Annotated in this window: 10 protein-coding genes; 6 read left to right on the forward strand and 4 right to left on the reverse strand. The window is 65.7% G+C overall.

The features are described from left to right. Window positions 1-109: 109 nt before the first annotated feature. Both LIX00_RS20410 and LIX00_RS20415 read left to right on the forward strand, forming a co-directional pair. A complete protein-coding gene (locus tag LIX00_RS20410; RefSeq protein WP_227356397.1) occupies window positions 110-1,213 on the forward strand; it encodes an ABC transporter ATP-binding protein in 1,104 nt (367 codons plus the stop codon). Further along, the gene (locus tag LIX00_RS20415) at window positions 1,210-2,334 is read left to right on the forward strand and encodes an oligopeptide/dipeptide ABC transporter ATP-binding protein (protein WP_227356398.1); all 1,125 of its coding nucleotides are present in this window, start codon (window positions 1,210-1,212) and stop codon (window positions 2,332-2,334) included. The genes LIX00_RS20410 and LIX00_RS20415 overlap by 4 nt, the downstream gene beginning before the upstream one ends. Window positions 2,335-2,341: 7 nt before the next feature. On the opposite strand, the gene LIX00_RS20420 is transcribed toward LIX00_RS20415, so the two are convergent. Continuing rightward, on the reverse strand, window positions 2,342-3,457 hold the full coding sequence (locus LIX00_RS20420) for a mandelate racemase/muconate lactonizing enzyme family protein (protein ID WP_227356399.1): 1,116 nt from the start codon (window positions 3,455-3,457) through the stop codon (window positions 2,342-2,344). Between the two features lie 77 nt (window positions 3,458-3,534). On the opposite strand from LIX00_RS20420, the gene LIX00_RS20425 reads away from it, so the two are divergent. Then, a complete protein-coding gene (locus LIX00_RS20425; protein ID WP_227356400.1) occupies window positions 3,535-4,359 on the forward strand; it encodes a PIG-L deacetylase family protein in 825 nt (274 codons plus the stop codon). A 44-nt stretch (window positions 4,360-4,403) separates the two neighbouring features. Beyond that, the gene (locus LIX00_RS20430) at window positions 4,404-5,132 is read left to right on the forward strand and encodes a glutamine amidotransferase (RefSeq protein WP_227356401.1); all 729 of its coding nucleotides are present in this window, start codon (window positions 4,404-4,406) and stop codon (window positions 5,130-5,132) included. A gap of 34 nt (window positions 5,133-5,166) precedes the next feature. Here LIX00_RS20430 and LIX00_RS20435 read toward each other — a convergent pair whose 3' ends face one another. Further along, window positions 5,167-6,168 carry a hypothetical protein gene (locus LIX00_RS20435; protein ID WP_227356402.1) on the reverse strand — a complete coding sequence of 334 codons (1,002 nt, stop codon included), beginning with the start codon at window positions 6,166-6,168 and terminating at the stop codon, window positions 5,167-5,169. Between the two features lie 113 nt (window positions 6,169-6,281). Between LIX00_RS20435 and LIX00_RS20440 the strand changes: the two genes are divergently transcribed. Then, on the forward strand, window positions 6,282-7,505 hold the full coding sequence (locus LIX00_RS20440) for an aminotransferase class V-fold PLP-dependent enzyme (protein WP_227356403.1): 1,224 nt from the start codon (window positions 6,282-6,284) through the stop codon (window positions 7,503-7,505). Between the two features lie 95 nt (window positions 7,506-7,600). Here LIX00_RS20440 and LIX00_RS20445 read toward each other — a convergent pair whose 3' ends face one another. Both LIX00_RS20445 and LIX00_RS20450 read right to left on the reverse strand, forming a co-directional pair. After that, window positions 7,601-8,668, reverse strand: a complete 1,068-nt coding sequence (locus LIX00_RS20445) for a glucose 1-dehydrogenase (RefSeq protein ID WP_227356404.1) — start codon at window positions 8,666-8,668, stop codon at window positions 7,601-7,603. A 50-nt stretch (window positions 8,669-8,718) separates the two neighbouring features. Then, complete coding sequence (locus LIX00_RS20450) at window positions 8,719-9,105, reverse strand: Rid family detoxifying hydrolase (RefSeq protein ID WP_227356405.1); 387 nt, start codon at window positions 9,103-9,105, stop codon at window positions 8,719-8,721. Between the two features lie 1,146 nt (window positions 9,106-10,251). Between LIX00_RS20450 and LIX00_RS20455 the strand changes: the two genes are divergently transcribed. Further along, a complete protein-coding gene (locus tag LIX00_RS20455; RefSeq protein ID WP_227356406.1) occupies window positions 10,252-11,625 on the forward strand; it encodes a Cdc6/Cdc18 family protein in 1,374 nt (457 codons plus the stop codon). Window positions 11,626-11,950 lie beyond the last annotated feature (325 nt).

The following is an 11,950-nucleotide window of genomic DNA, read 5'->3' on the forward strand; positions in this document are numbered from 1 at the left end:
CCATGTTCGCTTCCGATACGACCGACCGACCGCACCGCCGCACCGACCGAGACCAGCGACGCGATAGCACCGACCGGTTCAGCGCGACCGGCGGCCGGAGGTGACGTCCGTGGCCACCGAACACCGGTCCGCCGCGAACGCGGCGGACGACCGCGTCGACGAGGACGTCATCCTGGAGGTGCGGAACGCGAGCGTCTCGTTCAGCATGGACCGCGGGGACTCGCGCGTGCTCCGCGACGTGAGCCTGGACGTCCGCGCGGGCGAGGTGCTCGGCGTCGTCGGCGAGAGCGGATCCGGAAAATCGATGCTCGCTTCCGCACTGCTCGACGCCGTCGTCTCCCCGGGGCAGGTGAGCGGCGAGATACGCTACCACCCCCCGGACGGTTCGCCGGTCGACATCCTCTCGCTCTCCCGTGAGGAACTGACGAGGCTCCGCTGGAACGAGATATCGTTCGTCATCCAGGGCGCGCAGAGCGCGTTCAACCCGACGATGACCATCGGCGACCACTTCGAGGAGACGCTCCGGGCGCACGACGCCGACGTGAGGGCCGGGATGGAACACGCCCGCGAACTGCTGGCCGACCTCTACCTGCCCGCCGGTCAGGTGCTGCGCTCGCACCCCCACGAACTCTCCGGCGGGATGAAACAGCGCGCGCTCATCGCGCTCGGTCTCGTCCTCGACCCGAACGTCGTCGTGATGGACGAGCCGACGGCCGCGCTCGACCTCCTCATGCAGCGGTCGATAATCAGCATGCTGGAGGACCTCCAGGAGAAGTACGACCTGACGTTCGTGTTCGTCACGCACGACCTCCCGCTCGTGGCCGACCTCGCCGACCGCCTCGCCGTGATGTACGCGTTCGACCTCGTCGAAATCGGCCCGGCGGACGAGGTGATCGACCACGCGGCGCACCCGTACACGCGGGCGCTGCTCAACGCGGTGCCGAACATCTCCGACCGCACGATGGACCTCGAGGGCATCGCGGGGTCGAGTCCCGACCCCGTGGGGCTCCCCGAAGGCTGTTCGTTCAACCCGCGGTGTCCGCTCGCGGACGGGCTGTGCGAGACGGAAGACCCCAACCTGAGCGACGCCGGGTCGGAGCACGAAGTCGCCTGCTTCCACTGGGAGGACGCCCGGCGGGAGATTCCGCTGACGCTCGACGAGTCGGGCGACCCGGCGGGGGACGCCGATTCCCCCGGGGGTGAGCCGCGATGAGCAACGCACGCGGCGACGACCCGCTGCTGTCGCTTCGGGACGTGAGCATCCACTTCCACAAGGAACGCCTATTCGGACTCGCCGGGTCGGAGACCGTCCACGCGGTCGACGACGTGAGCCTCGACATCTACGAGAACGACGTCGTGGCGCTCGTCGGCGAGTCGGGTTGCGGCAAGACGACCCTCGGAAAGACGGCCATCGGCGTCCAGCGACCGACGGAGGGGAGCGTGCTGTACCGAGGACAGGATATCTGGGAGACGAAGTCCGGGAGCGGGCTCTTCGGCGGCCGAGGGGATGACGAGTACGCGGCGAAGGAGATACGACGGTCGTTGCAGATGATCCACCAGGACCCCGGTAGCTCGCTGAACGCGAACTACACCATCGAGTCCATCCTCTCCGCGCCGCTCGAGCGGTGGCAGCCCGAGATGACCGAAGCCGACCGCCGCGTCCGCATCTACGGACTGCTGGAGTACGTCGGGATGACGCCGGCGAAGGATTTCGCCGGGCGCTACCCCCACCAACTCTCCGGCGGCGAACAGCAGCGCGTCGCGCTCATCCGGTCCTTGCTGATGAATCCCGACCTCATCCTCGCCGACGAAGCCATCAGCGCCCTGGACGTGTCGCTGCGCGCGGAGATGATGGAGCTGATGCTCGAACTCCAGGAGCAGTTCGACACCTCCTACCTGTTCATCTCGCACAACCTCGCCAACGCGAAGCACCTCACCCAGCGGGCCGGCGGGCGCATCGGCATCATGTACCTCGGCGAACTCGTCGAAATCGGAACGCCCGAGCAGATAATCCACGACCCCCAACACCCGTACACGAAGGTGTTGCTGTGGGCGACCTCCGACCTCCGAAATCGAACCGGCGTCGATACTCCGCCGGTTCGGTCGCTCGACATCCCCGAACCGACCGACCCGCCCTCCGGCTGTCGCTTCCACACGCGCTGTCTCGAAGCGCGAACCGCCTGCACGCGCGACTGTCCCTCGCTCGAAGACCACGACGGCGACGGGCGACGAACCGCCTGCTTCCGCCGGGACGCGACCCACGAGTACTGGGAGAGCGAACCGCTCGCCGGCGACGCGAACGCGGCCGAAGAAAACGCGGTCGGAGGCGACTGACTCCGCGTCAGTCGCAGCGATACCGCTCGACCTTCCGCTCGTCCACTTCGACGCCCAGCCCCGGCCCGTCGGGAACCGGCAGCGCCCCGTCCTCGACCTCGAACGGGTCTTCGATAACGTAGTCGGCCCAGCCGTAGTAGACGCTGTCCGGCGGTAAGTTGATGCCGGGCGTGCTCGCCGCGGTGTGGAGCATCGCCGCCGTCTTGACGCCGAGGTCGAACCCGCAGTGGTGGGACACCGAGACGCCCGCGTTGGCCGCCACCGCGACCTGTTCGCGGACGCGGAGGATACCCCCCGCGGGAACGAGGTCGACCACCGCAACGTCGATGGCGTCGGCGCGCAACAGGAACTGCAGGTTGCGCGGAAAGTACGTGTCCTCGTTGACCGCGACCGGCGTCCGAATCCGGTTCCGGAGCGAGGCGTACGTCCCGTAGGTGTCGATGCGAACCGGCTGTTCCAGATACTGGAGCAGGATGCCCTCCTCTTCGAGTCGGGTGGCGACCCGGACGGCGTCCTCGAACGACCAGCCCTGATTGGGGTCGAGGCGGAACTCCAGTTCCCCGTCGACTTCGTCGTGCATCGCCCGGATCCGCTCCACGTCCTCGCGCCAGTCGGGGCCGGCTTTCGTCTTCAGCGTCGAGAAGCCGTGCTCGACCGCCCGCTCGGCGTACGGTCGGGACTCCTCGGGGCCGAGGATGCCGAGGCAGGTCGCTATCGGCACACTGTCGCGCGTCTTGCCGCCGAGAAGCTGGTGAACCGGAACGCCGAGTTTCTTCCCGAGCGCGTCCCAGAGGGCGGTCTCGACCGCGCCGAGGAACGGGCGAACCTTCACGTACGGGAAGTAGAACGACTCGACGAACTCGCGTATCTCGCCGACCTCGCGGCCGACGAGTTCGGGTGCGATAACGTCGTCGACGACCGCCTTCGTCACCGCGGCGGACTTCATTCCGACGAGCATCTCGCCCCACCCCGTCACGCCCTCGTCGGTGTCGACCCTGACGAGCATCCGCGCGACCGACTCGACGCTGTCGTGGTTGCTGACGTAGGGCGCGAGACCCAGTTCCGATTCGAGGGGCTCGACGGCCATCTCTACCGGGATGGCCGTCACGTTCGTAACCGACATATCCCACCCTCGAACTCCACCTACAAATAGTTCGCCGTCCGGAGCGTTTATGCCGACCGGTCGTGTCGCACGAACCGATGCCAACCGAGACCGTACGCGTCCTCGTCGTCGGCGCTCACCCCGACGACTGCGACCTCAAGGCCGGCGGCGTCGCGTGCAAGTACGCGGACCGCGGCGACGAGGTGCTGTTCGTCTCGATGACGAACGGCGAGGCCGGGCACCACGAACTCGCGGGGGAGAAACTGGTTCGCAGACGCCTCGCGGAGGCCGAGGCGTCCGCGGCGGTCGCCGACGCCGAGTTCGAGGCGTTCGACGTTCCCGACGGGCGACTCCGACCGTCGCTGGAGAACCGCGACCGCCTCATCAGACGCGTCCGCGAGTTCGAACCCGACCTCGTGCTCACCCACCGACCGAACGATTACCACCCCGACCACCGGTACACGGCCCAACTCGTGCGGGACGCCGCCTACCTCGTCGCGGTGCCGAACGTCTGCCCGGAAACGCCCGCGCTCGACCGAAACCCCGTCTTCGCCTATCTGAGCGACGCGTTCGACCGGCCGTACCCCTTCTCGCCTGACGCGGTCGTCGCCATCGACGACGCGATAGAGCGCAAGTTCGAGATGCTCGACCGCCACGAATCCCAGATGTACGAGTGGTTGCCGTACGTCGAGGGGACGCTGGACGACGTGCCCGACGACCCCGACGCGCGGTTCGAGTGGTTGCGCGACGGCGGACTCCCGCACGTCGAGACGCTCTCGAACGTGGCGAACCGCTACCGGGACGAGCTCGTCGAACGGTACGGCGCGGACGGCGAGGAGGTGCGCTACGCGGAGGCGTTCGAGGCCAGCGAGTACGGCCGACCGCTCACCGACGAGGCGGCCGAACGTCTGTTTCCGTTCTGAGCGCGGGCGACAGGATTATACGACGGCGGTTTGACGGATAGACGATGACGAACGTCCTCCTCGCCGGCGAGTCGTGGGTGACCGTGCAGTTCGAAATCAAGGGACGCAACGTGCTGCGCGACAGTCAGTACGGCGAAGCCGCCGGCCGGTTCGTCTCGACGCTGGAAGGTATCGGCGCGTCGGTGACCTACCAGCCGTGTCACGTCGCCGCCGAATCGTTCCCGCGGACGAGGGAGGCCCTGGACGAGTACGACCTCGTAATCTTGAGCGACGTGGGCGCGGACACGCTCCAGATAACGCGACGGGTCGCTGACGGCAGGACCGACGCGGACAGGTGCGCGCTGCTGGCGGAGTGGGTTCGGGACGGCGGCGCGCTCGGCATGGTCGGCGGCTACATGAGCTTCGCGGGGAAGGGCGGCCAGGCGCGGTACGGAACAACGCCCGTCGCCGACGTCCTCCCGGTCGAAATCGCCGACGGCGACGACCGCGTGGAGACGCCGGACGGAGCGGTTCCGCGGAACGAAGGTGTCCCGGGTGTCGACCTGCCCGACGAGTGGCCGCACGTCCTCGGCTACAACCGCACCGCGGCGAGGCCGGACGCGGAAGTTTGGGCGACGGTTCGGGGCGACCCGTTCCTCGCGGTCGGCGACTACGACGACGGGAGTTCGTTCGCCTACGCGACCGACTGCGCGCCCCACTGGGCACCCGAGGGACTGCTCTCGTGGGAGCACCTCCCGACGCTCTGGGGACGCGTGCTCGACCGCGTGGTCTGAGCGGTCAGGACAGTTCGTCCGAAGACTTCGCGGACTACGGCAGTTCGTCGAGGTACGCCTCCCACACGGCCATCGGTTCCTCGCAGGCGATCTCCGAGATGGTTCGACAGCCGTCGTAGCCCCACATGAACACGCTGTCCGCGAATTCGAGCGCGGTTCGGGTCGCGGTCCGGACGTCGTCCGGGGCCGAGTCGCCCCGCAGTCCGAACCCCTGAATCCAGAGTTGGCTCCGGAGGTCGTGGTCTGCGGCGACCCGGACTAACTCCTCGCCGAACCGCGCGACGTACTCGCCCGGGTCGGCGTCCTCGGTGAACGCCGCCCAGTACGGGTCGGTGGCCAGCACGTCGATGTGGTCGTTTTTCGCCAGTTTCTCCCAATCGCGCGGGCCGTGATCGGCCGACCCGGTGGGCATGAGACAGACCGCGTTTTCGGCGCCCTCCTCGCGCGTCAGCGCCATCATCTCGTCCAAGAAGCCGAGCATCGATTCCTCGCGGAAGGTCGAGACGCGCTCCGTCTCGGTCGCCGGCATGGGTTCGTCGTACCGTCGGCGGTACAGTTCCCGGCAGCGCCCGCACCGACAGCACCAGACGTCGTCGGGGTGGTCGTCGCCGTACCAGTGGACGTTGTGCCAGTGGGGTTCGTCCCAGAACAGCACGTCCGCGCCGAGTCCCGCGGCGTCGCGCGTCCACCCCCGCACGAATTCGCGGAACGCGGGGTCGTTGAAGCAGGCGGCCGGCACGCGCTCGCCCGTGTTGAGCACCTGTCGGGAGTCGGGGTTGCGGGCGACGAACCGGGAGAACGCCTCGCCGCCGAAGACGCCGCCGACCCCCCACGGGTTGACGTAGACGGAGAGCGACCGGTCGTGGCTCGCTGCGACGATGTCGGCCGTCGTCTCGCGGTAGAACGCGCGGTCGCGTTCGCTGAACGTGTGGAGGACGGCGTCGAGTCCCGCGTCGGCGAAGCGGGTCAAGTCCGCCTTCGCGTGTTCGCAATCCTGTACGTCGAAGTAGCTCGTTCCGGCTTCGATGTCGGGCATTATCGTGACGTGCTATCGATGGTCACTCTCGCAACATGAACGTACCGGTGGCGGCACCGACGGCGGCGCGGGAACGTCGAACCTATTTAGGGTTCGGCGCGCGAGCACATCGTATGCCACCCGAGACGATCTACGAGGAGCTCGGTGTTCCGCACGTGGTCAACGCGACCGGGACGAAGACGCGGATCGGCGGGAGCCGTATCCGACCGGAAGCCGTCGAAGCGATGCGTCGGGCGTCGGAGGCGTTCGTCCGCCTCTCGGACTTGCAGGCGAGGGCGAGCGAACTGATCGCCGACGTGACCGGCGCGGAGGCGGGCTACGTCGCGTGCGGCGCGTCGAGCGCGCTCGCGCTCGGCGCGGCCGCCTGCATCGCGGGCGACGACGTCGGCGCGATGGCGCGGCTGCCGGAGACCGAAGGCGTCCCCGACGAAATCGTCATGCCGAGAACCCACCGAACCGGCTACGACCACGCGCTCCGCGCGGCGGGCGCGCGGATCGTCGACGTCGGGACGAACGACCGCCACCTCGGCACCGGGTCGCGCAACGTCGAGCCGTGGGAGATCGCCGACGCCATCGACGAGGACACCGCCGCGGTCGCCTACGTCGAGAAGGCGTACACGGAACCGCCGCTCGCCGCGGTGTGCGATATCGCCCACGACCGCGGCGTGCCGGTCATCGTCGACGCCGCCGCCGAACTCCCGCCGACGCGCAACCTCTCCGCGTTCGTGGAGGCCGGGGCTGATCTCGTGGCGTTCAGCGGCGGGAAAGCCATCCGCGGTCCGCAGACCACCGGTATCCTCGCCGGGCGGGCGGACCTCGTCGCGTCTGCGGCGGCGCAGCACCTCGACATGCACGCCGCCGAACAGGTGTGGGAACCGCCGCGCGAACTCGTCGACGCCGACCGGTTGGGCGGCGTCCCCCGGCAGGGAATCGGCCGCCCGATGAAGGTCGGGAAGGAGGAACTCGTCGGTCTGCTCCGCGCGCTCGAACTGTTCGCGGAGGAAGACCACGAGGCGCTCGTCGAGGAGTGGCTCGAACGCGCGCGGCGAATCGCGGCCGACCTCGACGCGCTCCCCGGACTGGAAACGTCGATAACGGCGGACGACAAGACGGCCGTCGCCCCGGAGGTGGTCGTCGCCGTCGACGCGGACGCCGCGGGCGTCTCAGCAACCGACGTGGTCGGGGGCCTCCGGCGCGAGGAACCCCGCGTGTTCGTCGGCGCGGACGCGCTCCCGGCGGGCGAGTTCACGGTTAATCCGATGTGTCTCACCGACGATGAAGCGACGTACGCCGTCGAGCGCATCGGGGCGCAGGTCGAAAGGGAAGACGAACCGTAAGGACGAACCGTAAGCCGGAACGGAATACGATTCGGAAGTCGAAGCGGGAGACGATCAGTACGTACAAGCGGGAGACGAAGCGGTAGGCGGCGGGGTTACACCGCGCCGAACTCGACGACCGTCTTGATGACGTCGTCGCCGGTTTCGAACGCCCGCTCCGCCTCGTCGGGGCCGTAGACGCCGGTGATGAGCTCGTCGGTGAGCCAATCGGGGAACGACGAGAGCGACGCTTTGGCCGCCTCGAAGTGGCGGACGTTCGAGTTGACGCTGCCGAGCAACGCCTTGTTCTGGAGGACCATCTCCCGGTGGAGCCGGCCCCCGTCGAATTCGAACGAGTGGTCCGACGGAATTCCGAGCAGCGCGGCGACGCCGTTGGGCGCGAGCGCCTCGACGGACTCGAAGGCGTGGGGAGCGTGCCCCGTCGCCTCGTAGACGAAATCCATCGGCTCGTGGGCGTCCGGAATCGCGGAGACGGGCGTCTCGCGCGAGTCGACGTACGTCGCGCCCAGTTCCTCGACGATGTCGATGGTCGGGTCGGGTCGGTCGCGCCGGCCGAGACAGTAGTTCCGCCCGAAGTCGTCGCTCCCAACGAGCATCGCCAGCGTCAGGAGGCCGAGCGGTCCGTTGCCGAGCACGAGCGCGGACGCGGGTTCCCACTCGAACGCCGACCTGCTGGCGTAGGCGTACTCGATGGCCTTCTCCGCGTTGCTTATCGGTTCGACGAGGAATCCGTCGGCCGCGAAATTGTCGGGGACGTCGACGAGGAACCGTTCGTCGCTGACGAAGTACTCCGCCATGTAGCCGTGCGCCCCGACGATACCCCGTTCGAGGTACTCACCGTCGGGGGCCACGTCCGGTTCGCCGCGCTCGAAGTACGCGTTGGACTCGCCCGGCGGTCGTCGCACCGTCGGGACGACGAGGTCACCCGCGTCGAACCGCGTGCCGTTCGGCTCCGCGACGACGCCGACCGCCTCGTGGCCAAGAATCTGGTAGTCCTCCCCTTCGGGGAAGCCGCCGTGGTTCCCCTCGACGACTTCGTGATCGGTGCCGTCGATACCGACCCGAAGCGTTCGAATCAGCGCCTCTCCGGGTTCGGGGGTCGGTTTCGGAACTTCCGCGACCCGCGGCTTCGACTCGCCGCGCCGTACGACGACGGCCCTCATACCGCCTCCTTCGTGCCGTCATCCTTCGCACCGACACCCTTCATGCCGCCTCACTCCCCCTCGCGGGCGCTCGCGACGACCTCGATTTCGACGCCGATGTCGATCGGGAGGTCGGCCACCTCGACGGCGCTTCGGGCGGGATACGGCGCCGACACGTAGTCGGCGTACACCTCGTTTATCGCGTCGTAATCGTCCATATCCCGCACGAAGACGGTCGCCTTCACGACATCGTCGAGCGAGCGGCCGGCCGCCCGCAGGACGGCGGCGACGTTCTCCAGCGTCCGCGCGGTCTGTTCTTCGATGGTGTCGCCGACTATCTCGCCGGATTCCGGGTCGACCGGACCCTGTCCGGAGACGTAGATGCGATCCCCGTCGCGGATGCCCTGCGAGAACGGGCCGATGCTCGGCGGTGCGGCGTCGGTGCTAATCTCTTCCACGGTTCACCTCCGGTCGGAAGCCGAACGGCGCTGGTGTTTCATCGGCGGTACCGAGCGAACGGGTCGCTTTTCGAGTCGTGTCAGTGGTCAAACGACGAGCTACCATCGACCGTGTAGTCAAACCCGTGGACCATAAAGCCGACGACGATGACGAAGACAGACCGGTTCCGAGGCGACGGAAATCGACTCGTGACGAGAGCCGGCCGATTCGTCGATTCGCGACCCGTTCGATGGGCCTTCACGGCCGATTCGAGAACGTCGTGCAAGTCAATTCGACGGTACGGGCACCCCTTGTACCGAGTGAAAAGCGGGACGAGGGGTCTCGTATCGCGAGCGAGTTCGGATGTGAATTCGGATCCACGTGGAGCGAACGGTCGAAGTAATTGCGGCCCCACTCACCCCTCGCACCGAGTGAAATAGTCGGGGCGACCTCGCCGGTTGGAGAGCGTCACTCGAACGGGGACACCCGTCAAACCGAGTGAAAATGCACTCGGAAAACGGTACCCGACTGACGATATCCGAAAAAACAATGCCCGAAAAGCGACGGCCGAAAAACGACGCTCGAACGCGTGAGAGTTGCACCCTTTGATTTTCAGCGTTCTCTCCAATTTCGGACGTTCTCCGCGCTGTCAGCCGCTCGTTTCCGATGATCGGAAAATCGGTTTGCTACATGCAACTACGTATCGAACTGTCGATGTGCCGGACCATCCTCGTACTTCGTCGTTCTTGAATATCGTCGCCCCGGATGGTATAGCTATATTCGGTTTATCGTCCGCGTCGTCGTAACGATAACCGGTGTTATCGTATCACCGACCACCCCTACCGTTTATTATATATTTATCTGTCTAGGCAAACAAAACAACACACAAGGCAGAAAAGAAGGCTGAAACGCCGTTCAACGGCTATTCTAGCGAGAGGCATCTTCAAAAGGGGCCGGATTTATGTACCTCCGTTTTTCCAGTTCGATTCGGACCGGCTCCACACTCACCGCCGAAATCCGATTTCACTCGGTACGTGGGGTGGGGGATGTGGAACGGCGTTACTTTCGAAAACTCATCCTCGTAGCTCACGAACGGGAAATTCCGCGCAATTCACTCGGTTCGAGGTCGGTAGTTTTATCTTCTTGCTACAACGTCACACGACACGATGACCGACGCGGAGGAGAACGAGAGTCGCGATAGTGAGGGAGGGTCGGCTAGCGAACCGAACCCCCGGAACGACGGTCGAGACGGTGATTTGCGCGATTTCGCCGACGAACCATCTTTCTCGGATGAATCCTCCGACGCAGGGAACGCCGCTTCGAGTGCAGCGAACGATTCCGACGACCTCGCGGATCCGTTTGCCGTCGGAGATATCTTCGCCCGCGAGGAGTTGCTGCGCGTGGGATACGTCCCCGACCGCGACCGGATCATCGGTCGCGACGACGAGATTCGGGCGGTCGGGAAAGCGCTCGGGCCGGCCGTTCGCGGGGGTCCGCCGCGAAATCTGCTCATTTACGGGAAAACCGGAACCGGGAAGTCGCTCGTCTCGAAACACATGGCCTTCGAAGCGCAAGACCGGGCGCAGCGAAACGACGTCCACCTCATTCACCAATACCTCGACTGTTCCAACGACGACACGGAGACGCGAGCGGCTCGGGAACTCGCGCTCGGCGTCCGCGATACGCTCGACCCCGACCTCGAGATTCCGCGGAAAGGTATCGGGGCAGCCGAGTACTTCCGCCACCTGTGGGATATGCTCGACGATCACGAGGTCCGTTCGCTCATCGTGATTCTCGACGAGGTCGATAAGCTCGACGGCGACGACGACATTCTCATGACGCTCTCGCGGGCGGAAGAGACGGGCAAGACCAACTCCTACGTCGGGATCATCGCCATCAGTAACAAGATCCAGTACCGTGAAACGATCGGCGAGCGCGTCGACTCGTCGCTTCAGGACCGCGAGTTCGTGTTCCATCCCTACGACGCGAATCAGCTCCGACACATCCTCGAGAATCGTCGAGACGCCTTTCACGAGAACGTTCTCTCGGACGACGTTATTCCGAAAGTCGCGGCGCTCGCCGCGCGGGAACACGGCGACGCGCGAAAGGCCATCGATATCCTCCGCTACGCCGGCGCGATCGCAGAGGAGTCGGGAACGTCCGAGGTGCTAGGCGAGCACATCGACAGCGCGATGGAACGGGCGGAGGCCGATCGGTTCGCCGAACTGGTGTCGGGGAGTACCCCGCACGTGAAATACATCCTCATCGCGCTCGCATCGCTGACGATGAATCGCGACGAAGAGGAGTTCGCCAAACAGGACATCTACACGGCCTACAAGACGGTCTGCGAGAACGAAGGGTCCGACTCCATCTCGTGGGACCGCGTGTCCCGACTTTTAAAAGAACAGTCGTTCCTCGGGATAACCGAGAGTCGCCACACCGGCGGCGGATACGAAAAGGGCAGTTTCCGCGTTCATTCGCTGAACCGCGACCCCGAAATCGTTCTCAAAGCCTTGAACTCCGGTGCCGATCCGATATGACCGGTGCGATACTTTTCGTTCTTCGCCGTAGATTTCCGATTGCAATCGTGGTGACGAGACCGACGACTGTGCAGTACCGTCGAGTGGGCTGACTGCACAACAGCACTATCCATACTGATTGGTTAGTATTACTGTGCAGTTTGGCTGAACAGTAGTACTGAAAAGTCCGCCCAATCAGTGATTCTGATTAGCACCACCGTCAAGTTTCGCCACGATTCACCGCCAGTATGAACAACCAGTAATACTGGTCAAAATTGTCGGGTAGTGTTACTGGCCAGTGTTACTGCGTGATGTTGCTGAATAGTGTTTCTGATGGGTGCTCTTG

The organism is Haladaptatus salinisoli, assembly GCF_020614375.1.
Lineage (GTDB): Archaea > Halobacteriota > Halobacteria > Halobacteriales > Haladaptataceae > Haladaptatus > Haladaptatus salinisoli.

What these genes read in the sequence shown, in the direction of transcription:
- LIX00_RS20415 (WP_227356398.1), top strand. Translation starts at nt 1,210, where the DNA reads ATGAGCAACGCACGCGGCGACGACCCGCTGCTGTCGCTTCGGGACGTG.
- LIX00_RS20420 (WP_227356399.1), bottom strand. Translation starts at nt 3,457, where the DNA reads ATGTCGGTTACGAACGTGACGGCCATCCCGGTAGAGATGGCCGTCGAG.
- LIX00_RS20425 (WP_227356400.1), top strand. Translation starts at nt 3,535, where the DNA reads ATGCCAACCGAGACCGTACGCGTCCTCGTCGTCGGCGCTCACCCCGAC.
- LIX00_RS20430 (WP_227356401.1), top strand. Translation starts at nt 4,404, where the DNA reads ATGACGAACGTCCTCCTCGCCGGCGAGTCGTGGGTGACCGTGCAGTTC.
- LIX00_RS20435 (WP_227356402.1), bottom strand. Translation starts at nt 6,168, where the DNA reads ATGCCCGACATCGAAGCCGGAACGAGCTACTTCGACGTACAGGATTGC.
- LIX00_RS20440 (WP_227356403.1), top strand. Translation starts at nt 6,282, where the DNA reads ATGCCACCCGAGACGATCTACGAGGAGCTCGGTGTTCCGCACGTGGTC.
- LIX00_RS20445 (WP_227356404.1), bottom strand. Translation starts at nt 8,668, where the DNA reads ATGAGGGCCGTCGTCGTACGGCGCGGCGAGTCGAAGCCGCGGGTCGCG.
- LIX00_RS20455 (WP_227356406.1), top strand. Translation starts at nt 10,252, where the DNA reads ATGACCGACGCGGAGGAGAACGAGAGTCGCGATAGTGAGGGAGGGTCG.